26 protein-coding genes and 1 tRNA gene are annotated in these 24,923 nt (G+C 57.3%); 13 read left to right on the top strand and 14 right to left on the bottom strand.

What is annotated here, in order from left to right; all coding sequences use genetic code 11:
- The first annotated feature begins 32 nt into the window (after positions 1–32).
- On the top strand, positions 33–4,058 hold the full coding sequence (locus IGNI_RS01915) for a DUF2341 domain-containing protein (RefSeq protein ID WP_011998405.1): 4,026 nt from the start codon (positions 33–35) through the stop codon (positions 4,056–4,058).
- Here IGNI_RS01915 and IGNI_RS01910 read toward each other — a convergent pair.
- The 4 genes from IGNI_RS01910 to IGNI_RS01895 are packed head-to-tail and all read right to left on the bottom strand — an operon-like array spanning position 4,055 to position 7,131.
- Positions 4,055–5,230 (bottom strand): Clp1/GlmU family protein, encoded by a 1,176-nt coding sequence (locus IGNI_RS01910; protein ID WP_011998404.1) that lies wholly within the window; start codon positions 5,228–5,230, stop codon positions 4,055–4,057. The genes IGNI_RS01915 and IGNI_RS01910 overlap by 4 nt on opposite strands.
- A gap of 30 nt (positions 5,231–5,260) precedes the next feature.
- On the bottom strand, positions 5,261–6,526 hold the full coding sequence (locus IGNI_RS01905) for a TIGR04013 family B12-binding domain/radical SAM domain-containing protein (protein ID WP_011998403.1): 1,266 nt from the start codon (positions 6,524–6,526) through the stop codon (positions 5,261–5,263).
- A complete protein-coding gene (locus IGNI_RS01900; RefSeq protein WP_011998402.1) occupies positions 6,523–6,822 on the bottom strand; it encodes a hypothetical protein in 300 nt (99 codons plus the stop codon). Before IGNI_RS01900 ends, IGNI_RS01905 begins: the two co-directional genes overlap by 4 nt.
- 39 nt (positions 6,823–6,861) lie before the next feature.
- A complete protein-coding gene (locus tag IGNI_RS01895) occupies positions 6,862–7,131 on the bottom strand; it encodes a DNA-directed RNA polymerase subunit M (RefSeq protein WP_011998401.1) in 270 nt (89 codons plus the stop codon).
- Positions 7,132–7,234: 103 nt separating this feature from the next.
- Between IGNI_RS01895 and IGNI_RS01890 the strand changes: the two genes are divergently transcribed.
- The 3 genes from IGNI_RS01890 (at position 7,235) to fbp (ending at position 10,747) form a co-directional block, all read left to right on the top strand.
- Positions 7,235–7,891, top strand: coding sequence for a hypothetical protein (locus tag IGNI_RS01890; protein WP_011998400.1), 657 nt, complete (start codon positions 7,235–7,237; stop codon positions 7,889–7,891).
- 1 nt (position 7,892) lies between these two features.
- Positions 7,893–9,482: a hypothetical protein gene (locus IGNI_RS01885; protein ID WP_052569901.1), complete on the top strand. Its 1,590-nt coding sequence runs from the start codon at positions 7,893–7,895 to the stop codon at positions 9,480–9,482.
- Between the two features lie 101 nt (positions 9,483–9,583).
- Positions 9,584–10,747 carry a fructose-1,6-bisphosphate aldolase/phosphatase gene (gene fbp, locus IGNI_RS01880; RefSeq protein WP_011998398.1) on the top strand — a complete coding sequence of 388 codons (1,164 nt, stop codon included), beginning with the start codon at positions 9,584–9,586 and terminating at the stop codon, positions 10,745–10,747.
- Here fbp and proS read toward each other — a convergent pair.
- Positions 10,744–12,180, bottom strand: coding sequence for a proline--tRNA ligase (gene proS, locus IGNI_RS01875; protein ID WP_011998397.1), 1,437 nt, complete (start codon positions 12,178–12,180; stop codon positions 10,744–10,746). The two genes, fbp and proS, sit on opposite strands and share 4 nt — an antisense overlap.
- Before the next feature lie 34 nt (positions 12,181–12,214).
- Entirely contained in the window at positions 12,215–12,715 is a 501-nt protein-coding gene (locus IGNI_RS01870) for a hypothetical protein (RefSeq protein ID WP_011998396.1), read from the bottom strand.
- Between the two features lie 73 nt (positions 12,716–12,788).
- On the opposite strand from IGNI_RS01870, the gene IGNI_RS07510 reads away from it, so the two are divergent.
- Positions 12,789–13,541 carry a 5-formyltetrahydrofolate cyclo-ligase gene (locus IGNI_RS07510; protein ID WP_011998395.1) on the top strand — a complete coding sequence of 251 codons (753 nt, stop codon included), beginning with the start codon at positions 12,789–12,791 and terminating at the stop codon, positions 13,539–13,541.
- On the opposite strand, the gene IGNI_RS01860 is transcribed toward IGNI_RS07510, so the two are convergent.
- From IGNI_RS01860 to IGNI_RS01850, 3 genes are all read right to left on the bottom strand, one after another.
- Positions 13,520–13,621, bottom strand: a tRNA-Pro gene (locus tag IGNI_RS01860). The genes IGNI_RS07510 and IGNI_RS01860 overlap by 22 nt on opposite strands.
- A 37-nt stretch (positions 13,622–13,658) precedes the next feature.
- Positions 13,659–14,339 carry a hypothetical protein gene (locus tag IGNI_RS01855; protein ID WP_011998394.1) on the bottom strand — a complete coding sequence of 227 codons (681 nt, stop codon included), beginning with the start codon at positions 14,337–14,339 and terminating at the stop codon, positions 13,659–13,661.
- Positions 14,336–14,890, bottom strand: coding sequence for a YkgJ family cysteine cluster protein (locus IGNI_RS01850; protein ID WP_011998393.1), 555 nt, complete (start codon positions 14,888–14,890; stop codon positions 14,336–14,338). Before IGNI_RS01850 ends, IGNI_RS01855 begins: the two co-directional genes overlap by 4 nt.
- Positions 14,891–15,014: 124 nt before the next feature.
- On the opposite strand from IGNI_RS01850, the gene IGNI_RS01845 reads away from it, so the two are divergent.
- From IGNI_RS01845 to IGNI_RS01825, 5 genes are all read left to right on the top strand, one after another.
- Positions 15,015–15,239 (top strand): hypothetical protein, encoded by a 225-nt coding sequence (locus tag IGNI_RS01845; RefSeq protein WP_011998392.1) that lies wholly within the window; start codon positions 15,015–15,017, stop codon positions 15,237–15,239.
- Positions 15,236–15,760: a hypothetical protein gene (locus tag IGNI_RS01840; RefSeq protein WP_011998391.1), complete on the top strand. Its 525-nt coding sequence runs from the start codon at positions 15,236–15,238 to the stop codon at positions 15,758–15,760. Before IGNI_RS01845 ends, IGNI_RS01840 begins: the two co-directional genes overlap by 4 nt.
- 175 nt (positions 15,761–15,935) lie before the next feature.
- Positions 15,936–16,577, top strand: coding sequence for a hydrogenase nickel incorporation protein HypB (gene hypB, locus IGNI_RS01835; RefSeq protein ID WP_011998390.1), 642 nt, complete (start codon positions 15,936–15,938; stop codon positions 16,575–16,577).
- The gene (locus tag IGNI_RS01830) at positions 16,574–17,302 is read left to right on the top strand and encodes a DNA/RNA nuclease SfsA (RefSeq protein ID WP_011998389.1); all 729 of its coding nucleotides are present in this window, start codon (positions 16,574–16,576) and stop codon (positions 17,300–17,302) included. Before hypB ends, IGNI_RS01830 begins: the two co-directional genes overlap by 4 nt.
- Positions 17,303–17,346: 44 nt before the next feature.
- Positions 17,347–17,910 (top strand): hypothetical protein, encoded by a 564-nt coding sequence (locus IGNI_RS01825; protein ID WP_011998388.1) that lies wholly within the window; start codon positions 17,347–17,349, stop codon positions 17,908–17,910.
- Here IGNI_RS01825 and IGNI_RS01820 read toward each other — a convergent pair.
- From IGNI_RS01820 to IGNI_RS01800, 5 genes are all read right to left on the bottom strand, one after another.
- A complete protein-coding gene (locus IGNI_RS01820; protein ID WP_011998387.1) occupies positions 17,891–18,496 on the bottom strand; it encodes a restriction endonuclease in 606 nt (201 codons plus the stop codon). The two genes, IGNI_RS01825 and IGNI_RS01820, sit on opposite strands and share 20 nt — an antisense overlap.
- The gene (locus tag IGNI_RS01815; RefSeq protein ID WP_011998386.1) at positions 18,493–19,209 is read right to left on the bottom strand and encodes a purine-nucleoside phosphorylase; all 717 of its coding nucleotides are present in this window, start codon (positions 19,207–19,209) and stop codon (positions 18,493–18,495) included. The genes IGNI_RS01820 and IGNI_RS01815 overlap by 4 nt, the downstream gene beginning before the upstream one ends.
- A 156-nt stretch (positions 19,210–19,365) precedes the next feature.
- A complete protein-coding gene (locus IGNI_RS01810) occupies positions 19,366–19,926 on the bottom strand; it encodes a hypothetical protein (RefSeq protein ID WP_052569898.1) in 561 nt (186 codons plus the stop codon).
- Positions 19,927–20,142: 216 nt separating this feature from the next.
- Positions 20,143–20,823 carry a phosphoribosyltransferase gene (locus tag IGNI_RS01805; protein ID WP_011998384.1) on the bottom strand — a complete coding sequence of 227 codons (681 nt, stop codon included), beginning with the start codon at positions 20,821–20,823 and terminating at the stop codon, positions 20,143–20,145.
- A 40-nt stretch (positions 20,824–20,863) separates the two neighbouring features.
- Positions 20,864–21,208: a twin-arginine translocase TatA/TatE family subunit gene (locus IGNI_RS01800; RefSeq protein ID WP_238374096.1), complete on the bottom strand. Its 345-nt coding sequence runs from the start codon at positions 21,206–21,208 to the stop codon at positions 20,864–20,866.
- A 104-nt stretch (positions 21,209–21,312) separates the two neighbouring features.
- Here IGNI_RS01800 and IGNI_RS01795 point away from each other — a divergent pair, with 104 nt between their 5' ends.
- Genes IGNI_RS01795 through IGNI_RS01785 form a run of 3 tightly spaced genes read left to right on the top strand, consistent with a single transcriptional unit; the run spans position 21,313 to position 24,913 of the window.
- Complete coding sequence (locus IGNI_RS01795) at positions 21,313–22,449, top strand: tyrosine--tRNA ligase (RefSeq protein ID WP_011998382.1); 1,137 nt, start codon at positions 21,313–21,315, stop codon at positions 22,447–22,449.
- Between the two features lie 45 nt (positions 22,450–22,494).
- Positions 22,495–23,514, top strand: a complete 1,020-nt coding sequence (locus IGNI_RS01790; protein WP_011998381.1) for an adenylosuccinate synthetase — start codon at positions 22,495–22,497, stop codon at positions 23,512–23,514.
- Position 23,515: 1 nt separating this feature from the next.
- Complete coding sequence (locus IGNI_RS01785; protein ID WP_011998380.1) at positions 23,516–24,913, top strand: NAD(P)/FAD-dependent oxidoreductase; 1,398 nt, start codon at positions 23,516–23,518, stop codon at positions 24,911–24,913.
- Positions 24,914–24,923: the final 10 nt, after the last annotated feature.

Genomic DNA, 24,923 nt, shown 5'->3' with positions numbered 1-24,923 from the left:
CGTCGGCACAGCGGTCCTACGGTGGCTTTACAGTGACGGAAGTAAAGAAGGGCGGGGTAGCGGGGCTAATAGCGCTCATAGTGATAGTTAGCATACTGCTGGCGGCTGTAGTTCTAATGGTAAACGTGCTCAGCAAACAAGTAGCGATAAGCGAGAAGACCGTTCAAGCGGTCCAGAGGCAGCAGCTGGCCACGAGCGTGGCTCAGAGCTTGTCCGCGTGTTACGTGTTCATTAAGAAGGACCCCTGGGCCGAGGGCCCAGTCCTAGTGATAAAGACCAACGACATACCGGCCTTCTGCCAATACGTGAAGGCCATTCAAGTCTACATGAGCTCGGGGACGTCGAACGTCTCGAAGATTTACACTAAGGACAAGTGGATTTCTAGCAACACTAAAGTAACTAGCGCTTGCCAGCACAACTACGAGCCGATATACAAAGAGTTTGGTACGCTCAAGATACCAGCAGCCTTGGTTATCAACTTGGGAGAGGGAGATAAGGTCTACTCGGTCAGGATGTTGATAGAAGGCGTGGGGTGGAAAGAGGTGGACGACTGCTTAAAGACCACGGGCGGCGTCCTCCAGCAGACCACGATCCAGCAAACTACCACGGTGTTCTCAATAGGCCCGATAACGGTGCTGGCCGGGGGGAACGTTAACCCGCTGCAGTACATATGCCCTCCGCCCAAGACCGTGGTAGGCGACAACTACGCCTACCAAATTGCGCTAATACTGAACCCAGAGTTCAGCGGGACTAGGAACTACGTGCCCACCAGCGTAGTCATAGACCTCAAAGATATAGTGGAGAAGGCCGCCCCGGCGAGCAGCCCCTTGAGGTACTACTTGGACTACGTGTACCTGAGGAACATAACGGTAATGAGGATAACTTCCACGCCGCAAGTATACCAAGTGAGCTGGAGCGCCGGCTCCTACTTGCCTTGGAGCTACACCTTCACTAACTTAACCGCCGAGAAGCCCTTGTGGAGGAGCTCCGGAGTCCTAACGTTCAACTTCACCGCCCCCGCGCCAATGAGGCCGGACTCCTTGGTCCAGTACAGCGCGGTGGTCTGCCTTTACCTAGGCATAGCCGGGCAGTACCCCAAGGGCTCCGACGGGACCCCGTTCGACGGCAAGATCTTAGAGCACGAGGTAAAGTTCCCCGGGCTGGCCTACCCGTGCGCGAGCTTCAGCGGCTACGACGTCTGTTACGCCCCCGCCGCCAACCTAACTACCACCTACGCGGTCAATGTTACCACGGCCTCCGGGCTGAAGTTCTTGGGCCTCCAGTATCCGGTGGACAGCACCGTTAGGAGCTATAAGATAACCATAGAGAACCCCAACTCCGAGGCGCTGTTCGACCAAGTGATTAGGGTCAAGTTACCGGCACAGCTGAACGCCACCCCCATAACCATCATAGACGAGCTGGGCGCGCCCGTGAAGTTCTGCTACGAGACCGTCGTGGGCAACTGCACCAGCGTCCCCGTACAAAGGAATGGGCCCGCGAGGAGCGACGGCTACGTCTGGGTCAAGGTGCCCTACTTGCCGGCCGGCGGAAAGGTGACGCTCACCGTACTGGTAGGGGAGAACGGCGCCTCCGACCCGAGGGAGGTGTTCCCGGTCTACGTTGACTTCTACGGAGCGAGGGTGGAGCTAGATAGCTACTCTTGGACTTGGAACTTCCCCGGCTACGCCTTCACCATGACCGGAGTTGTGTTCGATGACCCGCAGAACAAGCTTAACTTCGTCGCGAACAGGAACTCCTTCAGCGTGGTGGCCGTAGTGAGGTGGGACGGGGCCTTCAACTTCGCCGACGAGGACCAGCTGAACTACTACATAGACCCCACTTGGCGTGACGACAGCTTCTTCATCAGAGCGCCTTACGTCGGCTACTGGCTGTTCCCCATAGCTTACCAAACGGACCCAACTACTGGCACTGGCTGGATGCTGGCGATTTACAGAGGCGCGCCGGCGCTGTTCCAGATAACTAATTACGGCTATAGGATAATACCCAAGGCTGTGGCACCCACCACGCTGGTCCCCGGGAAGAAGTACATGATAGTCGCCACCTTCAACAACGCCACCGATAAGTGGGAGGTATACGTCAAGTCCTTGGAAACGCTCGAGGGCTCGTTGCCGCCCTCCCCGGTCTTGGGCGACGTTCTGAGTGAGATAAACCAAGTTAGCAGTGGAGGGGGCCTAGCTTCCTTAATGTACGAGTTGTTTAACGGTAATACTCCGGCCTTCGTGATATCGGACGCAAGCAGGTACTACGACTACAACATAGACGAAGAGACCATGGCAGCGTTCTCCGGAGTGATATACAACGTAACCGTGTACGGAGACAGCTTCGACAGCTTGCAGACGGCGTTCCAGTGCTTCGAGGCCTACGACGCGGCTCAGTGCCCTCCGGTTTACGCTTACACGCTCGAGCCCGACGCGCACGGGCTCTACGCATACGTAGCCGGGGCTGGCAAAGAGAAGGCGAAGGTGTACATGCTGTACTGGTACCCCTACCGCTTGGGCAGACCGAGGATCAGCTTCCCGCAGCTCTACGACTACTCCAATAGCGACGGCTGCTTGCCGCTGGTGGGCCAAATAAATGCAACCATAGTCAAGGGCTTACAAGTGGTCAAGTCGACCATCTACGGCGCGCCGCTGAACGGGGAGCCCGGCGTGGTGACTTGTACGCCGCTCTGGAAGGCGGCTGAGACCGTAAGGGCCGGCATAATCAACGCCCAGAGGAACGGCATAGTACTAAACAGCACTTGGCTCAGTCAAAGGGTGGTATGGAACTTCTGGCTGTGGCCGGAAGTGCCGAGGGGGAGCTTCTACGAAGTTAGGGTGGGCATGAACGGCGGCAGCTACGGCGACTACTTCGGCGGTTGGAACATAATCTACCCCTACGTCCCCGGGGCGGTGAGCGACGGCAAGAGCTGGTTGAAGTGGATGCTCTACGAGGACGTGGACGACTGGCACCGCTTCGTGACCTCGAGGAACGGCTTCTGGTCCAACGCTTGGAGGTCCTACTTGGTAGAGTACGCCAGCGAGCCGGCATACAAGCTCAGCTCCCCGGACAAGGTATACTACAACGTGGTGAAGTATGACCTCAGCACGCCGGCTGTGTACTTCAACATACACGAGAACGGTCCCCTGGGCGAGCTGTTCTACTACGGCACGCTCGACCTTTCGGCATACAAGCTGAAAGTCGAGTATAGCCAGCTGTTGCCTGACCAAGTGAAGTACATAGGCTTCAGCTACGCTGACAGGAACAACGCTACAACCGTAAGCAAGCTTGGCACGGACGACAGGGTTTACTACTACATGTTCGTGAGGACTTTACCGAAGATACCGCTGGACGACTACGTAACCGTGGAAGTGCCAGACGTGTACTCTCCGAAGGTGGACGCGCCAATCGTATACGTCAAGAGCAAGGGATACGCGGTAATCAATGTCACCGGGCCCTACAACGCCACCCTCCAAGTGGACGTGCTGGGCAACTTGACGTCATTGCAGCTGAACGAGTACGGCTCCTACGCCACCACCAAGAATCCGTTCTACAACTACACTGACTTCATGACCAACGTAACGGTGGCGGCTTTCTGGAACGGCGAACTAGCTTGGCACAACTCCACCTCCGGCTTGCCGACAGTCTTCGCGGCCAAGCTCAACTTGCCGGTCAGCAGCGCGGACAAGTGGAACGCGGTAGCGTTCAACAAGACCGCAGAGCTCTTATCAACGAACGTCACTAACTACTATAACAACTTGACGCTGGCCGTCTCGCTGACTGACGACTACTTGATTACGTTCAACAACATGACGACGAAGGTTGACGACGTGAAGTCCTTCGTGATAGGGCTGAGCAACGACGACTACGGCGCGGTACCTCCGCTGATAGTGATCATGAGGAGCTACGCAAACAACACCTCTAAGAACGTTGATGCTATACTGACTTGGAGCTCTTTGACCAAGCCCAGCGAACTGAACGGCACGAGCATAATAATGATAAACAAGGCGAACTGGCACGTGCTGGTCAACGGGCCTTACTGCGTCAAGTGTAGCTAAAAGGGCTTTTTTACAACCTTGTCGCTGTAGTCCTCTTCGAGCTTGACCCTCCCGAATATAACGTAAAGGGGCTCTTCCTCCATACAAGTCTTTACTTTCATAACTTTCTTCAAGTGGTCTATCTTCACCACGACGCCCAGCCGCTCGTTGCCGGAGCCGTCCCCCAAGCCTACCAACAGCCCCCTCTCCTCGCCCTCCTCCAGCACCTCGACGTTCGGTACTTTCTTGTACTTCAAGCCCCTCTTTATTACGGCGACTACCTTGTTGCCCCAAGGCACCACCAATAACGGCTTGACCCCTATGAGCTCCTTCACGCCCTCCTTAAGGACCTCGTCGCCCCACGGGTTGTTGAATATAACGGACATGAGTGCGTTAACCTTAGTTAGGTCTATGTCCTTAGTCTTGCACCCCTCTAGGGCCTTCCTGTACTTATTTTTCCTTATGCTCCTCCTGTCGTTCCTACTCCTCTCCTTGCCCGTGGAGGGGGGAAGCTCCACCAGCTCCCAAGGGCCCTTGGCCCACCAGGGGGCCTTACCCATGTAAACAACGACCTCCGGCGAGACCGCCCGGAGGAGCTCGTGCTTGTAGCAGCCGGCCTCGAAGCCGTCCACCCACCCGTCGGTGTCAACTATTACCCTCCCCTTGGAGAGGGAAGAGACGGAGGAGATTATCCGGCTCTTCTCCACCGCCGGGGTTATGGTGCCGGTAAAGCGTTGCTCCTCGGCCTCCAAGTCGCTCAACGTGAAGACGTAACCCTTGACCTTCGCCTTGCACACCATAGTGGGGAAGCACAAGTTGCTCTGGCCAACGTCGCTGTCCACCACGCTGACCTCGTAGCCCTCGTTCAAATTCATGTTAACTAAGGTTGCAGTCGCGCTGCTCTTCCCGGAGTCCGTGGGGCCCAGTATCACAACCCTCTTCGCTCCCACGATCTTCGAGAGCCCCTTTACCCACTCGTCCATAACGTTCTTGTCCTTAATTTCTACCTTCGTCGTCGATGTAATTGAAACGTCCAGCTCGGAGTCCTTTATAGCCTTGAACGCGTAAGTCCTCCACTGGGGAACCACTATGACGTCGTTCTCCTCTAACGTCTTCCCCATTAGGACCGCGCTGCCCCTTACTAACCTCACCGCTGCCGGCCCGGTGACCTCCAAGTACTTGCCTCCCTCCACCTTGAGCCTCTTGTGGTCCAGCAGCAGCCCTCAGCCCCTCGCTGGAAGGCCGGGGGAGGAAATGAGTGCCCTCCTCTTGGGGAGGATCACCCCCTTCCTACGGAGCTCCACTATCTTCCAAGAGACCTCCTCTTGCTTTAACCACTGCCCCCAGCCCTTGCCCTCGCCCACGAGCTTGGCGACCTCCTTCCGCACCCTCTCCGGGAGCGGGGTCGGGTCGGCGTACGCGAGGGGGGTCCCGGGGAGGGGCATGAAGTAGTGCAAGTGTGCCCTAGCGCCCATGGAAGCTAACTTCCTCATCCCCCTCAAGGTCTCCATCATGTCCTCCTCGCTCTCCCCCGGAAGCCCGAGTATGAAGTCCACCTCCGGGACGAAGCCGTGTTTGACGCTCACCTCCACCGCGTTTACCACGTCCTCCCAAGCGTGCCCCCTGTGGATCCTCTTGAGGACCGCGTCGGAGGCGCTCTGGGCACCTATGACCAGCCTCTTGTTGCTGACGTACTTCTTCAAGATCTTTATGCTCTCCTCGTTTACGAACTCCGGCCTCACCTCGCTCGGGAAGGAGCCGAAGAAGGTCCTCACGCCCAGCTTCTTTAGCCTCGCTAAGAGCTCCTCCACCGCCTCCAAGTTAGGCCTCCTGCCGTCCCCTCCGTAGGAGAGAGCGTTAGGCGTTATGAACCTCATGTCCTTCAGTCCCATATCCCTCATTATTGAGGCATACTTGATTACGTTTTCTATAGATCGATGCCTTACAAAAGCTTTGAACATAAAGGTAGTTTGACAATAGGAACAAGCGAAGGGACAGCCCCTAGTTATCTCTATCGGCCCGACCAGCCCCCTCCAGTGAGGCCACGGGGGGTAGCGGTCTAGGTCCGCCAACCCCCTGGGGCCGGAGAAGCCCTCGTCGCTGTATACCCCTTTAACCCTCCTCCAGTCCGAGCCCTCCTCGAGGGCCCTCAGCAGCTCCGGTAAGGTCTCCTCCGCCTCCCCGTGGACGGCCGCGTCGAAGCCCAAGTTCAAGGTGCCCCAAGGGTCCCCAGTCGCGTGGGGCCCCCCGGCCACCAAGAAGGCCTTCCCCTTCAGCGCCTTGATCCACCTTAAGAGGTTCTCGTCGAGGAGGTCGGTGGTCATGAGAGAAACCCCGAAGACCACTGGCCTCTTCTTAGCTAGCTCCAGCGCTTGGGCCGGGTCCTTGACCAAGGTAGCCTCAAAGCCGGAGCTCTCCACTATCGCCACTACCGAATACGCGCTGTACTTAGTGTCCTTCCTCAACAAGTGTACGTATAGGGGCTTCAAGGCCTCTTGGTCTCCTTTAGGACCTCATAAGGGCTCCCTTTTAGTGCGCCGGCCGCCCTCTTGGCCCTCCAATAGCCCACCTTACCCAGCCACTCCGCCGGCCCGCCCTTAGTTAAGGAGTCCAGAGCCTTGTTAACTTCGTAATACAGCTTGCCGAGCCTCCTCGCCAGCGCGGCCGCGTGCTCGGGGGGCAAGGCCCCGATAGCTATGAGGAGGACCAATAGTATTTCGAAGTGGCCGCTCTCCAGGAACATTACGGTAAGTATGAAGGCTAACAACGCGGCGAGGGGGTTCATCTCTAGCTCCCCTAACCCCTTCGGGGAGGAAGCAAAAACTCACTCCCCGCCGAAGTTCTCCAGGAAGATGTCTCTGTAGTAGTCTTGCAGCATCTCTTTCTCTTCTTCCGTCAGGGTCCTCCTCTCCTCGGCCTTCACTACTTTGGAAGTTGTTATTATGTGCTTGTCCTTTTCCACGGCCCTCACTATCCTGGCGGGCTTCTTCACCTCCACCTCGTAGCCGCACCTAGGACACTTGAGTACCACCTTACCGTCCTTTCTGACCACTTGCATCAGTGCCTTACACTTGGGACAAAACGTGACGCTCAATCCAGCACCACCCAGCTGAGGGGAGGTAGGGATCCAAGGGGTAATAAGTCTTGAGAACTAACCGTAAATATATCTTAAGAGCAACGCACCTCGGGGCCCGATTTTGAGCGCCCAGATATTCACGCGCCGAGTGGGCTTCGTGAAGAAGGACGGCACCGGCTGCACCGGAGCGAGGGACATGTGGAGGACCATAAACCTCCTGGGGATGGACGTGAGCGCCGCGATATACGTCAAGAACTTGTCTGACTTTACCATAGCCATATTCTTGGACGTGGAGAGCCCGGACTACATGGGCGTGGTCGAGGTCCAGACCAAGCTCCCCACCCCCAAGCCCTTGAGGGGGCCCTCCTACTTGTCCGCGATAGCTGCGGAGGCTGCTAAGATGGCGATAAACGCGTACGAAAACGCCGAGGTCGAGAGCGGGGGCGAGCCGAAAATAACTTTAGAGGGGAAGACTGTAGACCTCATTAACATGTGCGACGTAAGGGACTTCCAGAAGGTCCCCGACGCCATAGAGCTGAAAACTATAGTTAACGGCGTAGAGGGGGTCTGCTCCTCGCCCATCTACGTTAACTTGGAAGATGTGCTCAACGACCTCCCCGCCTTCGCCGCTGCGGCTGCCAGGGGGAGCTCCAATGCGTTGAAGCCCATGTGCTTTACGGACCCGTTCTTGGTGGCGGTGGCGAGCAGCAGCATAGGTTTAACCGTTATCACCTCCGGCGCCGAGGAGGCCAGCTTCCAAGCGGAGTTCGGGTTCTGAGGTGATGGTAGTGGACGTGCTCCGGATATTGATGGAAGACGCCGGCTGTGAGAGGTTCGACGTAAACTGCATAAACAACATATTGGAATTGGTTTCCGAGAACAAGTACCCAAAGTTGGACGAGGAAGAGAAGGCTGCCTTGGACCAGAGCTTGGCCGAGCAGATAAGCAAACAGAGGTTGAAGTCCCAAGAGCTGGCCGAGAAGGCGGAGAGAGTGGGCTTGAACAAGACGGCCGACGCCCTGAGGGGTATGGGAGGGGAGGAGGAAGAGGAGGCCAAGCCGTTCGTAGAGGAGACCCTAGAGAAGGCCCCTCCTTCTCCTCCTCCCCCTCCGGAGCCGGAGGCCCCTCCGGGAACTCCAGAGCAGGGACCCCTCGGGACGGTTGCCGAAGCCCCTAAGGCACCGATCCGCGAGGTCAAGGTAGTTACCAAGACCAGTAAGGCACCAATCGTTTTATCTATAATATCCCTCGCGCTCTCCGCTTTAGCGCTAGGAACGCTAGTTGGACTAGTACAAGGAATACCTATAAACCTAAAGTTGAAAGACGTCGAGCTCTTGAAGAATGAGAGCAGCACAATAATGAATAGGTTGGACGAGCTGGAACGCGCCTTCGAGGCCCAGATAAAAGGCTTGAGGAATCAGCTAACGCAAATTATGAAGGAATATAAGTCATTAAATGAAAACTTGAACAAACTCAAAGACCAGTTCAATACGAAGATTATAGCCCTTAACATAGAACTTAACAAGACGAAGACGGACCTAATGAAGACTAAGGGAGAGATGGCGTCCTTGAGTTCCGCCGTAATAGAAATGCAAAGGACCTTGGACCAGCTCAAGACCTCGTTAGAAGCGCTCAACCAGACCTTCGCGAAGCGCGCCTCAGAGTTGGAGTTGAAGCTGACCTCGTTCGTGCCTAAGGTAGAGACCTTAGAGAAGAGCTTGAACGAACTTTACAAGGAAGTGAAGGACTTAGAGGTAGCCCAAGCGACATTCGCAACCAAAGAGGACTTGAAGATCCTTATATCCAACGTAACCAACTTAGCGTTGGAGCTTGGGACCGCGAGGGAAGAGCTGAACGCAGTGAAGAAGGAGTTAGAAAGCTTAAAGAAAGTGTCCAGCTACCTGGAAGAACTCAGGGCGAAGTTGTCGGAAATAAAGAAGGTAGAGGAGGAAATAGCTAATTTGAAGTCTGGGTACGCTAGGCTCAACGCTACGTTAGCCCAAGTAATCTCGAATCAAACTTCCATCTCCAAGGAATTAACCGAAATCAAGAACAATATAGAGAAACTGAGGCTGGAGAGTTTAAAGACCAGGGAAATCCTCAACACGACCGTCTCGAGGTTGAACTCGTTGGAGGACAAGTTCGAAGCGTTTAAGTCCAACTTAACTTTGATAATGGTAGAGCTGTTGAACAGGCCGGAGATACTGGAAGCCTTGTACAACAACTTGATAGAGAAGTACAAGATCGATAAGATGGTGGCCGAGCGCCTGCTCTCCAACTACTCAGTGCTGGTGATGTTGATAAGAAACGTGGTAGCGGAGGAGTTAGCCAAGGCCGCCGCGCCCGGGGGCTATGTCAAGCTGGGCTGACTCGGCGACCGTGGGACTCCTCACCGCTCAGAGCCCTATCGGTTCCTCATCGTCCCTAAAACCAGAAAAACCTCTTTTGGTAACCGGCCTCGGTGCCCCTAGTGGCCCAGAAGACGACCATAAGCGTGATTAAAGCCGATATCGGCTCCTTGGCTGGCCACCACACCGTCCACCCGGACTGCATGGCGGCGGCTTCCAGAGTCCTCGCCGAAGCGAAGAAGAACGGCGTCATAAACGACTTCTACGTAACCCACGTGGGCGACGACCTCATCCTAATAATGACCCACACCAAAGGCGTGGACCACCCGGACGTACACGGTTTGGCTTGGGAGGCCTTCAAGAAGGCCGCGGAAGTGGCTAAGGAGCTCGGCCTCTACGCGGCCGGGCAAGACTTGCTCAGCGACGCGTTCTCCGGCAACGTGAGGGGCCTGGGCCCCGCGGCGGCCGAGATGGAGATAGAGGAGAGGCCGAGCGAACCCATAGTGATATTCGCCGCAGACAAGACCGAGCCTGGGGCCTTCAACCTACCCTTGTACAAGATCTTCGCAGACCCCTTCAACACCGCCGGCCTGGTCATTGACCCGAGGCTCCACGACGGCTTCGTGTTCGAGGTAGTGGACGTCTTCGAGGACAAGGGAGTCCACTTGAACACCCCCGAAGAGCTTTACGACTTGCTGGCCCTCATAGGCACCCCCTCGAGGTACGTGATAAGGAGGGTGTTCCGCAAGGACGGCAAGATAGCGGCAGTGGTCAGCGTCGAGAGGCTGAACTTGATAGCCGGCAAGTACGTGGGCAAGGACGACCCGGTAATGATAGTTAGGGCCCAGAGCGGCTTCCCCGCCGTGGGCGAGGTGCTGGAGCCCTTCACCTTCCCCCACTTGGTGGCGGGCTGGATGAGGGGCTCCCACAACGGCCCCTTGATGCCCGTCCCCGTGAGGGACGCCAGGCCCACCAGGTTCGACGGGCCCCCGAGAGTGATAGCGCTGGGCTTCCAAGTGAAGAACGCCAAGCTCGTAGGCCCCAGCGACCTCTTCGACGACCCCGCCTTCGACGAGGCGAGGAGGACCGCGAACAAGGTGGCGGACTACATAAGGAGGCACGGCCCGTTCATGCCGCACAGGCTGGACCCCAGCGAGATGGAGTACACCACCTTGCCTCAAGTGCTAGAGAGGCTCAAGGACAGGTTCAAGCCCGTCAAGGACTTGCCCGTCCCGAAGGTAAAGCACTCCGAAATGTTGAGTGGGGCCGAAGAAGCGCACGACTAATAGGTTTTTGCTACCCTTATCCACCACTTCGCCTCCCTCCCGCAGACCGCGCACCTCTCGCCCTTCGCCTCCGCATCCTCGTCCAGCGGCACCCCTAACACCCTCCCCACCTCCTCGTCCACCCTCAGCCCACACTCCTTGGAGCCGCACCACGGCAACTCCACCACGTACCTCTTCTCCACTAACTCCTTCGCCTCCTCCAAGCTCCTCACCCTCTTTATCCTACTCTTCATGAAGCTCCACGCCCTCTCCCTCATGTTGTTGAGCATGTCGTCGCTCATTTCCTTTAACCTCTGGTGGATCTCACCTTTCTTCACTTTCACCCTCTTCTTCAAGTCCCTGCGCGCCACAGTGAGCTCGTCCCCCTCAACCTCCTTCTTACCTATCTCTATCCTAAATGGGACTCCCTTGAGTTCCCACTCGTAGTACTTCGCTCCGGGAGTCAGCTCGTCCCTGTCGTCGAGCACCGTCCTCCAGCCCCGAGCCTTGAGCTCCTCCTCCACCCTCTTGGCTTCCTCCAAGACCTTCCTCTGTTGTTCCTCCTCCTTCTGAGGTATGGGAACTATCACCACTTGTACGGGGGCGACCTCCGGAGGGAGGACCAAGCCCCTCTCGTCCCCGTGCACGGCCACCAACGACGCTATCACTCTGTCCGACAGCCCGTAGGAGGTCTGCCAGACGTAGTCCTTGTCCCCGTCCTCCGTGTGGAACCTGACCTCGAAGGGCACGGAGAAGTTTTGGCCTAAGTGGTGGACCGTGCCTATCTGGAGCACCCTCCCGTCGGGCATAACGGTGTCGAAGGCCACCGTGTAGAGGGCCCCCGCGAACTTGTCCCAAGGGGGCCTCTGGCTTATCATATACGGTATTCCCAGCCTATCGAAGACCTTCTTGTAGATCTCTATCGCCTCGGCGCACTGAGAGTCAGCCCCCTCGAAGCTCTCGTGAGCTGTGTGGGCCTCCTTGAAGGTGCTCACCTCCCTCAGCCTTATCAGCGGCCTCGTAGCCTTGGTCTCGTACCTATACACCGGGACTATTTGGTAAAGCTTCATGGGGAGTTGCTTGTAGCTGCTTATCCAGAAGGACTCCATGTAGCTTATAGCGGTCTCGCTCGTGGGCCTCAGAGCTAAGGGGACGTCCAAGTCCTCGTGTCCTCCCTTGGTCACCCAGAAGACCTCGCCCTCGAAGCCCCTTATGTGTTCGCTCTCTTTCTCCAATAACGTCTTGGGAATTAGGACCGGGAACAACACTTCCTCGTGACCGGTGGAGTCCAAGAGATCCCTTATTATGTTTAGGACCAACTTCCTGAGCTTGAAGCCGAAGGGGGGCCACACCCCCATGCCCTTAACCGGGTAACGGCCGTAGTCGTAGAGCCCGCTCTCCCTTAGGACCGTATCGAACCACTCGCTGAAGTTCTCCTCCTTGTTAAGCTTCACGCGCCCCTCCCAGCCCGAGGTAGTGCTAAAAATTTTATTGGTTGTCGGGACACCAGAAGAGCTCCTCCCTAGGGCTGTACCTCCCCCTGGAGACCTTTACTACTATTCCCTTCTTCTCCAGCTCGTTCAAGTAGCTCCAAGCGAGCTTCAGCGACTTCTGGGACTTGGTCAACCCTATCCTCTCGCCGATCTCTTCGACCACGTCCTTGGGCGAGGCTTCTCCCCTAGCCACCACGTAGAGGGCCACAGTCCTCAACGGCTCGTTCAACTGCATTATGGTCCAGAGGCCCTTCAGGTTGAAGCGCTGCCCCTCCAGCAATACGCACGCTTCGTCCCTCCTCAGCATGGAGGCCGCGAAGAGCACTATGGAGGTCGGGCCCCCGCCTAAGCAGAGAGCTTCGCACGGCTCGTCGAAGTAAACTTTCAACGCAGCCCTCCAGAAGCCTTCTTTCAACTCCTTCCGCAGGTCGTAGACTTTCAACTCTCCTTCTAAGCAAGGGGCCTCTCGGCTCTCCAAAGAGGCGCACGCTCTCACCAGCTAGCCCCTCTCGTACGCTCGACGCTACGAAGCCTATTATCTGCTGAAGCATTTCAAGGTAAGGAGAACTATGTCAAACACCAAATTCCAAAAGGAGAAGATTAGGGAATTGATCTGGAACACGTTAAAGCCTTACGCCCTCCCCCCGTTCCCGATAAGGGGGAGGATACCCAACTTCAAGGGCGCGAGGGAGGCCGCGGAGAGGTTGAGGGGGCTCCGGGAGCGGGCCTCCGCGGAGGTCGTCAAGGCGAACCCGGACAGCCCCCAGAGGTGGGCGAGGCTGGCGGCTTTGGAGGAGGGAAAGGTCCTAATCATGGCCACGCCGCGGCTGAGGGAGGGCTTCTTGCTGATAGACCCCAACGAGGTGCCGAGGGAAAAGTTCAAGGAGGCCTCCACAATAAGGGGCGCCTTCAAGTGGGGGAGGAAGTTGAAGACCGTGGACGACTTGCTTAATAACGTGAAAAGGGTTGACTTCGTGGTCGAGGGCTCTGTGGCGGTCGACTTGGAGGGGAGGAGGGTCGGGAAGGGGGCCGGGTACGGGGACTTGGAGTTCGGCATACTCACCGAGCTAGGCCTCATGGACGTGAATGTGCCGATAGCTACTACCGTCCACGACGTCCAAGTCTTAGAGGGCCCCTTACCCCAAGACCCGTGGGACGTCCCCTTAACCTTCGCCTCCACCCCCACGAGGCTGTTGAAGTTCAAGCCCTTGCCCCGCCCAAGGGGGGTGCTGTGGGAGGCCTTGGACGAGAGGAAGCTCGAGGAGATACCGCTCCTGAAGGAGCTCAAGGGTTTGAGGGGTGGTGGGGCCGCCGGGATTTGAACCCGGGACCACCAGCGATCCGGGGGACGCGGGGATTTCCCTCCCCAGGCTGGCATCCTACCAAGCTAGACGACGGCCCCGGACCCGGGCTCCCCTCCCCAGTATCCCTTAAAAGTTTTACTTTATGTACTCGGGGGGCAGACCCTCGTCGGCCTTCCGGACTATCACCGCGTCCACTATTTCCAATATCTCCTTCAAATCCTCCGTCATCCTGGCAGAAACCGCGCTGGCCAAACTGGCGTTGAACATGAAGGGCTGTGGCATCCTCAAGGCTATGAATTCCAACAGTAGGATGCAATCAGAACCCTTCTTGAACGCTATGCCGGGGACGCCGTTGACCAAGAGGTAGGTGGAGGCTAGGAACTTGAGGCACCTAAAGGCCCTCGTCTCCTCCGGCACCCCGCCCTTGTTGACGGTGAAGCTGCTGGAGATCCAGCACAAGTCCGAGTGGTCCGCGACGGCAACGGAGAGGGAAAGGGGGAGTAGGCGCAAGTCGCAAGAGTCGGGGACCCTATGGGGGAACACGAACGAGAGCAATTCTGGCTCGTCCTTCTCCCGGGAGCTCTCTAGCTCCAAGTTGTTGAGGAGCATGTTGATCCCGTGTATTAGGTACCTCTTGACGTTTACGAAGCCGCGCAAGTAAAGAGCCAATATGTCGGCCCGCTCCACCCCCTCGAATTCCTTGTTCAAGGCCTTGTCAATGAACTTTATCAACTCGTCCTTGAGGAACACCTCGCCCTCCAAGTACTCCTTCAGTGTTTCTTTCCAATCGAAGGTCGCGACCCCCTCTTCGCTCAAGGAGGCAACCCCTCGTCCTCCACAGGCTCTACTCTTGACCATAACTCTTCCACAGCCTTCTCCAAGGCCTCTTCCGGTTCTAAGCCTTGGAGTATATACTTCATTATTATTTCATAGTGTTCCTTCACCTCCTTGTAATACCTCTCGAGACTCTCCTTAGGTACTCCCTTCTCCGGCCCCTCCCAGAGGCCCGGGCACTTCAAGTCGAGGTAGACCTCCTCGGAGCCTATAGCCTTGGGGATTATCGGGTAGAGCTTACACCGGTAAGGCCTGACGGGGTAGATCTCGCACTCGTAGCCCTCCTCCCCCTTCCTCAAGAACACGCACTCCCCCCTCACCCCCCTTAAGGCCAAGAACGGCACGAAGTCCGCTACTATCACTTTGACGTAAGTCGGTATTAACTCCCTCCAGTCCTTCTTCAGGAACTTCGCTATCCTTATGAGGTCGTGTACCGTCAAGGACACGTTCGGGCCGCCCCTACAGCAGAAGGCCCTCCTCGTACACTTGAAGCGGAACTTGGAGTCCACTTTTATGGTCTTGTACCTCTCCAAGCTCCCACGCTTCGCGACTTAACTAGGCCGGCCCTTTAGGCTCTCCGGGCGCTGCCGTTGGCGGAGTTCAAAGAGCTAGTGAAGGTCGCCTTGCACTTGCTAGGGAGGGAGGCTAACCCCACAAGTGCTCTTCCGGCTGGTGACCAGCGCGGAGCGCGAGGACTCGCTCTTGGAGGCCTTACACGACTTGGAGAAGGAAGGGTTGTTAAAAATAAACGACGAGTTGAAAATAACTAACCTAGGGGTGGTCGAGTTTAACAAAACGTTTGCGAGGCTGTTGGACGAGGAGCCGGAGGCCGCTCTCTCCCTCTTAAGGAACTTGTACCTCCTCCGGAGGGGCAGCGCTTGAGGCCGGTCTACGCCCAAGGCTACTACTTCCTAATCCCCTTGAAGAACTCGTGGAGGGTCCACGAGGTCGTCAACTATTACTACTACGACGAGGAGGGCGAGATGAGCGAGCTGTTGCACAAGCCCTCCGAGTATGAGGAGGAGGTGTATAGGGCTTGGGAGGTCATGCAAGAGGAGTTGGAGAAGGAAGAGGTCATGATAAACGGTGTAAAGACCGTCCCTAAGGTAAACTGGGCCTCCTTGAACTTCCTCGCCTTCGCCGAACTTCCTTACTACACCTTCTTGATAGAGTTCGAGGGCCCTTCTAGGGAGGGGACCAACTGCTTCGAGAACCGCTTCGAGGACTGGGTGGCGGAGTACGACTACGAGGCCTTCTGGTACTTGCCCCCGGGCTACCGGTTCTCGGAGGTACAAACCTCTTGCGAGTACGAGGTCTCGGAGGACGGGAGGGCCTTGGGGATTTGGTGCCGCAAGGGAGAGGAAGTTAGGGGTTACGAGAGGATCTGTTGGAGGAGCACTTGAGTTCTTCTATCAGCTCCTTCAGCTCTTCCAATAAGCTCAAGGTTTCCCTTATCTTGTCCTCGCCGCTCTTACCCCAGATCAAGCGCCCCTCCGGGAGACGCCGGCGCCCAGTTATTTAGTTTGACGTACGTTACACACAATAATCCCTAATCCGTGCACAAGGCGGGTAAGCGCAGTGCCCCGCCTGGTCACCATAAAGGTGGACGTCAACCAGAAGTACTTGGACAAAGCGGCCGAGCTGAGGAGGCTGTACGACAAATACGGCGTCAAGGTGTTCGAGTTCTTGGGTAGCCCGGGCTCCGGGAAGACCGCGCTCATAGAGGCGCTGGTCGACAGGTTGAAGGACAAGTACGAGATCTTGTACTTGGGGGGCGACGTGGCCTCAACCCTAGACGCCGAGAGGGTCTCGAGGCACGGGGTGGAGGGCGTCGAGATAAACACGGGTGGTATTTGCCACTTGGAGCCAGACCACATCTTTGAGGCTCTCAAGGACGTCGACCTCAGCAAGTACGATATCATGTTTATAGAGAACGTGGGCAACTTGATATGTCCTTTCAACTTCCCCTTGGGCGCTCATAAGAGGGTCATGGTAGTCTCCGTAGCGGAGGGGGAGGACAAGTTCGTGAAGCACCCGATGAGCACGAAGAGGTCAGACGTAATAGTGATATCTAAGGTCGACATGGCTGGTCCCTTGGGAGTGGACGTGGAGAAGATGGTGAACGACGCCAAGTCGCTCAACCCCCGCGCGCCGGTAGTGTTGGTCTCGGTCAAGACCGGCGAGGGCTTAGAGGAGCTCCAGAGGGCCTTGGGCCTTTGATCGTCCCGGAGAGGCCCTTGCTCAAGCTCGAGGCCTTCCACTGCACCGTAAAGGAAAAGGTAAACAGGTTTGTGGTGAGGGCCTCCGTGGGGGAGGAGGAGCTCTTAGTACACAACACCAACACCGGCCGCTTGGAGGACTTGATCTGGGAGGGCAACGAGGCCTACTGCTCACCTAAGGGAGGCGGGAAGTTGAAGTACAAGCTAGTGGCGGCCAAAACCCCCTTCGGCTTCGCGGTAACTGATACGAACTTGCAAGAGAGGGCCTTGGAGAGGGCCTTCGAGCTCGGCTACTTGAGCTGGGCGAGGGGGTGCGAGGTCAAGCGGAGGCCCCGTTACGGCAGCTCGACCTTCGACTTCGAGCTCCGGTGCCCGGAGGGGAGGGCGTTGGTGGAGGCGAAGAGCGCGGACTTGGCATCTTGGAGGGGCTTCGGCATGTGGCCGGACTGCCCTACGGACAGGGGGGTTAGGCACTTGGAGGAGCTCGGCGCCTTCGAGGGGAGGAAGGTGGTTGTCTTCGTGGTGGGCTTCCCGAAGGCCTCGGGCTTCGTGCCCTACTGCAAGGGCGACCCCCGGGTCTGCGAGCTTTTGGCGAAGTTGGACTTGGAGCTGCGCGCGGTGGGGATGTACTTCGAACCCCTCACCTCTTCCGTCGTGCTCTACGCGGAGCTGCCGGCCTTGCTCCTAGAGGGCCGCGAGGAGCCTTTGCCTAAAGTTGTGGCGTGAAGGCCTTTTACCTTTGCCCCCCAGAGCGGCCGGGGTAAAGGGCGGTGGACGTCTGGAAGGCCTTGGAGGACGCTAAGGCATCCGTGAACGCCAAGGTGGAGGCCCTGGAGAGGGTGAGGGAGAGGATACCCTTCGAGGGGGCCAAGGCTGTAAACTTGGCTAACGTTTACACGTACATGATCGACGTCCTAGAGAGGATAAGCTCTATCTTGGAGTGCTTGGGCAACGCTAAAGAGACCAACGCGGTGAGCGTGGGCAAGAACTACTTGAGGGTGAGGGACTCCAAGTGGTTCGTGGAGGTCGCCGACGGAGGGGTGGTCCTCAAGAGGCTCAACCCCGCCTTGACCATAACCGTAACTCCCGAGAGCGTGAGGATAGCCACCAGAACCAAGGAAGACAAGGAGATAAAGAGGGAAGCTGTGCTCACCAATTCGGAGTTCGAGATCAGGAGGGACAAGTTAGAGGTCAAGGGGAGGTACGCGGACTACGACCAAGTATATGAGAACTCGTACTACATAAGGAAGGCCTTCAGGGAGCTCGCGAGGGAAGTGATGAAGAAGGGAGAGCCCTTGATACAGCACATGAAGTTCATGAACGTGAGCTGCTGAGCGTCACCACGGGGCCCTCTAGGAAAGCCAAGTCCACTTCTTCGATAAACCCCTTAAACGATTTTATGGGAACTATCAGAGCCCCTTCCCTTATCGGGGTCCCCCTTAGGGTTACCACCACCGGCAGCGCCCTCTTTCCGAGCTTGGCCAACCAGTAAGCGGCCCTCTCGACTTTCGCCTTGTGTTCCTCCGCGACCTTCAAGAGGGCAGACCTCCGGAAGGCGCTCCACCTCTTACACTCCACCACTATCACCTTGTCCCCGTCGTAGCCTATAACGTCGAACTCCGCCAGCTTGTCGCCCGCCCTGACCCTCACGTTCTTCAGCGTCTCGAAGCCCGCCTCCTCGAGCGCCCTAGCTACGTAAGATTCGAAGGCCTTCCAGTTGAGGTAGCTCGCGGCCTCGTGCTCGCCCATTACTCCCCTGATAACTGCCCAGAGGGCCACTTCCTCGGGGGAGGGACAACACACCTTCCCCCCGTCCTCGTAACAGTCCAAGAGCTTGAGCTCCGCCGCCCACGCCGCGGGGAGCTCCGAGCACCCCTCGCTCAAAAGCTTCTTAATCGAGAGGTAAACCTTGAAGTTCAAGAGGTGAGCGCCTCCAGCACCGCCCTCGCGGCCTTGTCCATGGCGTCCGCGAGCTCCTCGTGGTGGAGGAGGTCCTTCTTGTTGGGGTCTACTAAGCTGTCGGCTATTACTACTAAGGCCCCGGTCCTTAAACCCCTCATCCAGCCCAAGGCGAAGAGCGTGGCACACTCCATCTCCACCGCCACCACCCCCCTCTTAGTCCAGAACTCCACGAAGTCCGGGCTTTCAGCGTAGAAGGCGTCGTTGCTTACCACGGGGCCATAGTGGACCCTCAGCCCGACCTCTTTAGCCTTCTCGTACAGCTTCACGGTAAGCCACGGGTCCGGGGAGTTGGGCAAGCACACGTTTGGCGCGTAGACGCCCAAGGTGCCCCCGCAGTAGTGCGCCGCCCCGGTGACCACGACCGCGTCCTTCACGTCTATTTCCTTCTTCATGCTCCCGGCCGTCCCCAACCTAACCACTTCCTTAGCCCCAAGCATGGCGAGCTCCTCAATCACTATCGCGGCAGAAGGTGCACCTATGCCGTGGACCGCCACGCTCACCCTACTCCCCTTGTAGGTGCCGGTGAAGACCAGCAACTCTCTGTTCTCGCTCACCAGTTTGACATCCTCCAAGAACTTGTTAGCCACGTCCCTGGCCCTCGCGGGGTCGCCGACCACGACTACCTTCTCGGCCACCTCTCCCGGCTTGGCGGTCAAGTGTTGGGGCTTCAAGTCCTAGGCCCGGGAAGGCCTTACGGGAGGGGTTAAAGGTAGGCTCAGCCCACGCGGGAAAACCTAGGAGCTTCACGTCCGTTACGTTGTACCTTTGAGTACCTTCGAAGCATAACAAGTAGAGCCCTTGGCTTAAGGGCCTCTTCTCCACTTGCACTACCTTGGGGCTCCCCTTGGACCTCTAAGGATAGGCCCTTGAGCTCTCCGGGGACTAGGACCCTCACGAAGAGCGCCAGCTTCACGTCCACGTCGTTGAACTTGACTACCCCAACCTCGCTGTAGACTCGTTCTAAGGCCTTTAGGGGGCCCTCGCAGTCGTCCAAGATTAGTATTGTGTCGGCCGCCCCCTCCTTCGGGGTCGACGTAGCCTACGACGTCCTCCAGCACGGAGGCCTCTTGGCCGCAAGCCGCCCCAGGGGCGCTTACGTGCTTTACGGCCACCCCGTTAACGGTCGTAATCCTTTCCTTAGGTATGTACAACACGAACTCCTTCTTCTCCCCGGTGGTCGTGTAGAGGACCTCGAGCTTGACCTCCACCGCCCTTATCTTCCTTCCCTCTTCCGGCGGGGCGCAGTGGAACACTAGGTAGGGCTTGGACTGTTGGAAAGTGAGGTCTCCTATAGAACACGCGTAGACCACGTCCGCACACATCTCCGCGGCCGAGCCCCCTAGCTCGGTCTTCACGACGAGCTTCTTGACCCCCTTAAGTATTTCCAACTACACGCTTGTTATTTTGACGAACAAGAACAGCGCCATTAGTATTATTAGAGTTATGAACACGATGGAGGTTATGCTGCCTAAGCCCCCTCGTCTTAACGCCACTCTGGGATCGTTTCTCAACGCCGTTCGGTACGTATTACTACTTTCGCTTTTAAGCATATACGGAAAGGAACTTGGGCAGTAGGACAGACCCGTACTCCAAGTTGTTCTGCGTTACAAAAGTAGCCCTAAGCTTTTAGCCTCCTCTAATAGTTGGAGGACTTCCTCTTCGTCCAGGTCGTACCAGACCTCGTAGGCTTCCGCCACCGCGAAGTAGGGCCCGCTCCTCAAGTTGGGAACTATCACCAAGTCCGCCTTCCGGGCCACCCTCTCGGCGCCGTCCACGCTGGCTGTGGGCGCTGCTGCCCACACCTCCCTCGCCCCCATCTTCCTCACCGCCTCCACCGCAGCCAACATGGTGTAGCCCGCGGCTATGCCGTCGTCCACCACCGCGACCGTCAAGCCGGTGAGGTCCGGGTAGGGCTTCCCCTTCCTCAACAGCCTCTCCCTCTCCTCCACCTTCTTCAAGGCCTCAGCCAGCTGAAGCTTAACCTCCTCCTCGCTGAGGGGGCTGGGGCCCAAGACCACGGTCCCCAAGGGGCCCACCGCGCCGAAGCCCGCCTCCGTAGTCCAAGGGTACAAGACCTTCTTCACTATAATAATGTCCATCTTAACTCCCAATACCTTCGCGACCTCTAAGGCCACGGGGACGCCGCCGGCCGGTATGGCCATTATTAGGTCTGGGATTAGGGAGTGAGACTTCATGAAGGAGCCAAGGACCCTCCCGGCGTGCCTCCTGTCCTTGTAAACCTTAACCCTCTCGCTCAAGGAGGGGTCGTAAATTATCTTGCCCACTGAGCCCCCCGGAGGAGAGGTCACAAAAGGACGTTATCGGTTAGGAGCCTTCCTCCTTCTTCTCCCCGGTGAGGCCCTCCTTCTTGGCCACTTCGAGGATCTCCTTCTTTAATTCCTCAGCGCTCTTCCCTTCGGTGCTTATGCCGAGCTTCTTAGCTAGGGCCTTGAGCTCCTCGTCGCTCACGCCCTCGGAGGAGGTCCCCTTCTTAACTTCCACCTCTTCGCTGTACTCGCCCTCCGCGGCCTTCTTGAACTCCCTGACCGCCACGCCTATGCTGCGCGCGAGCTCAGGTATCTTAGAGGGACCGAAGATCAAGAGGATGGCAAATATTAACAGTATCAGCATCTCGTTGGGCCCTAGGCTGAAGAGGGCTACGGGCAACACTCGCTTGCCACCGGCCACCGAGCGACCTTGGAGGTTATAAGCGCTCTAACCCATGAGCTCGTCGATATTAAATTTCGCTTCGCGCGCGCTCAGGGTAAGGCGAGGTGGACGAGAAGATAAGACTCATCATGAGGGAACCCACCGAGGAAGTGCTCACCCCCGAGCTCCTGAAGGAGTACATAGAACAAGGGGTCCCCCTGAAGCACTACATAGGCTTCGAGATCTCCGGCTTCGTACACTTAGGAACCGGAATAGTTACCATGAGGAAGGTGGCCGACTTACAAAGGGCCGGAGTTAAGACGACCTTGTTTTTGGCAGACTATCACTCGTGGATAAACAAGAAGCTTGGCGGGGACTTGGACACCATAAAGAGGGTCGCGTTGGGCTACTTCAAGGAGGCCTTGCTCCAGTCCCTAAAGGCCGTAGGAGGGGACCCGGAGTCCGTGGAGGTAATACTCGCCTCGGAGTTCTTCGAGAAGCTCGGGATTAAGTACTTTGAAAACTTCTTGAGAGTTTCCAACAGGCTAACGCTAGCTAGGGTAAAGAGGAGCATAACAATAATGGGGAGGAAGGAGGGCGAGTCGGTGAACTTCGGACAGCTGGTTTACGTGCCAATGCAAGTGGCCGACATATTCTCCCTCGGGGTTAACTTGGCCCACGGCGGAATGGACCAGAGGAAGGCGCACGTAATAGCAATAGAGGTGGGGCCCAAGGAGTTCGGCTACAAGCCCGTGGCGCTCCACCACCACTTGCTACTGGGCCTTCACATAGATGAAGAGACGAGGGAGAAGCTGTTGAAGGCTAAGAGGGAAGGCGATAGAGAGGCCTTCGAGGAAGGGATAGTTGAAATAAAAATGTCCAAGTCTGTGCCCCAGAGCGCCATATTCGTACACGACTCCCCCGAGGAGATCAAGAGGAAACTGAAGAGGGCCTACTGTCCTATTGGAGAGGTCGAAATGAACCCGGTGTTGGAAATAGTGAAGTACGTGGTGTTCCCTTGGTTGGAGGACTTGGGGAGGAGCTTCGAAGTAGTAAACAAGAAGACGGGAGAGAGGAAGGAGTACAAGAGTTATCAAGAGGTGGAAAGGGACTTCGCCGCCAAGGCCTTACACCCGCTGGACCTCAAGTTGGCCGTGGCGGAGTACTTGGTTGAGATGCTGAAGCCCGTTAGGGAGTACTTCGTAGAGGGGCCGGGCAAGAAATACCTCGAGGAAATGAAGGAGATACAGATAACTAGGTGAAGTTTTATATCCTGGACGCGCGAGCGCGCCCACAAGGGTACTTGGGTGCCAGTTAGGCTCGTGGTAGGCGCGCTCTTCGGGGACGAGGGTAAGGGCAAAGTAGCGGCTTACCTATCCTTCGTCGAGAGGCCCGAGTTCCTAGTGAGGACCGGGGCGATAAACGCTGGCCACACGGTAGTACACATGGGTAAGGAGTACAAGCTTAGGGCCTTGCCCTCAGGGACGGTGACGTGTGACGTCTGCAAGGCCGCCGTCGCCCCGGGAGCTTTGATAAGCGTAGGGGTTCTGGCGAACGAAGTGAAGGAGCTCGGAATTTCGAAAGAGAGGGTATTCGTTGACGAAAATACCGGAATTATTGAGGAAGAGCACGTCAGGAGGGAGAGGGAGGACGCCCACTTGAGGTCGAGGATAGGCTCGACCCTCACGGGAGTCGGGGCAGCGATGAGCGACAGAGTAATGAGGAGGCTCAAGCTAGCCAGAGACTTCAAAGAAGAAATTGAAAAGTACGCAACGGTTACGGACGTGCCCTCATTGCTCTACGACGCGGTGGATTCTTATAAAGTGGTCCACGTGGAGGGCACACAAGGCTTCGGGTTGAGCTTGTTCCACGGCACGTACCCGTACGTGACCTCTAGGGACGTCACCGCCGGGGCCCTCCTAAGCGAGACCGGGCTGGCCCCTTCGGACGTGGAGGACGTCATATTGGTCACTAAGTCTTTCGTAACGAGGGTCGGGGAGGGACCCCTCAAGGGAGAGCTGAGCTTGGAGGAGCTCCAGAGGAGGGGCATGGTAGAGAGGGGCACTGTAACCGGCAGGCCGAGGAGGGCGGCCCCTCTGGAGGAGAACTTGGACTTACTCAAGAGGGCGGCGAGGGCCAACGGCGCGACCAAAATTGCAATAACGAAGATAGACGTACTGTTCCCCAAGGCGAAGGGGGTCACCTCGTGGAGCGACTTGCCGCCCGAGGCGAGGCTCTGGATCAGCGATATAGAGAAAGAGGTGGGCGTCCCGGTCTGTTACGTGGGAACCGGCCCGGAAGCTCTGGAGACCGTGGGGGTGTGTTGAGGTGAAGGAGTACGACGTCCTAATAGTGGGGGCTGGCCCCGCGGGGATGTTCGCGGCCCACGAGCTGGCCACCTTAGGGGAGGGCAAGCTGAGGGTAGGGATAATAGAGAAGGGCTACTTCGCCCACCAGAGGAAGTGCCCGCTCCAAGAGCCCAAGGTCGGGAAGTGTACCTACTGCGAGCCGTGCCACATAATCTACGGCGTGGGGGGCGCCGGCACGCTCTCCTCCGGCCTGATAAACTTGAGGCCCGACGTGGGCGGCGACCTCCACGAGCTCGTGGGGAGCTGGGAGAAGGCTTGGGAGCTGATAGAGTACGTGGACCAAGTGTTCTTGAAGTTTGGCGCCCCTCCCGACACCTTACACGAGCCCGACCCGGAGGCCACCAAGGAGATAGAGAAGAGGGCCGCCAAGGTAGGGGCCAAGTTCGTGCCCATAAGGCAGAGGCACATAGGTACGGACAACTCAGTAAAAGTGATAGATAACATGACTAAGTTCTTGCAAGAGCGTGGGGTGGACTTCATTGTGGGCACCACAGCAATAGACGTGGACAAGATCAACAGCCGGTTCGTTGTTAAGACTAACAAGGGAGAGTTCACCTCCAAGCTGCTCTTGCTGGCCCCCGGCAGAGGGGGAGCGGACTGGTTCGTGAAGGTGTCGCGGAAGCTCGGGGTGGAGCTGGAGCCCGGGCCCTTGGACGTGGGGGTAAGGGTCGAGGTCCCGGCGGCGGTCATGGAGGACGTCATAAAAGTCGAAGTAGACCCTAAGATAATCATATACACGAAGACGTTCGACGACAAGGTGAGGACCTTCTGTACGAACCACAGGGGGTTCGTGGTCAAGGAGCTCTACGACGACGGGACCGTGGGCGTAAACGGCCACGCGTACTTGAGCAAGAAGAGCGACAACACCAACTTCGCCTTCTTGGTAACTATAAACTTAACCGACCCCATGGAAGACACCATAGAATACGGGAAGAACATAGCCAAGCTCGCCACGAGGCTGGGAGGGGGGAACCCGCTGGTCCAGAGGCTAATTGACTTGGAGAGCGGAAGGAGGAGCACTTGGGAGAGGATCAAGAGGGGCATAGTGAGGCCCACCTTGAGGGAGGTGACGCCCGGCGACATAAGCATGGCCTACCCGTACAGGGTGATAACCAACATACTGGAGGGCCTGAAGAGCTTAGACTACATAATACCCGGAGTCTTCTCGCCACACACCTTGCTCTACGCCCCGGAGATAAAGTACTACAGCATGAAGGCGAGGGTGGACCGCAACATGGAGACCGTGGTCGACGGGCTTTACGCCGCCGGCGACGGGGCCGGGCTCTCGAGGGGCATAAACGTGGCCGCTGCCACTGGCGTGATAGCCGGGAGGGCTATGGCCGAAAGGCTACTTTGATTTTCCTCCC

Source organism: Ignicoccus hospitalis KIN4/I, assembly GCF_000017945.1.
GTDB classification, from domain to species: domain Archaea; phylum Thermoproteota; class Thermoprotei_A; order Sulfolobales; family Ignicoccaceae; genus Ignicoccus; species Ignicoccus hospitalis.
Note: the sequence above shows the minus strand (reverse complement) of the source record. Positions and strands in the feature narration are given on the sequence as shown.

Coding starts and splice junctions, on each gene's coding strand:
- IGNI_RS07510 (WP_011998395.1), top strand. CDS start 12,789: ATGTCAAACACCAAATTCCAAAAGGAGAAGATTAGGGAATTGATCTGG.
- IGNI_RS01900 (WP_011998402.1), bottom strand. CDS start 6,822: ATGAACCCCCTCGCCGCGTTGTTAGCCTTCATACTTACCGTAATGTTC.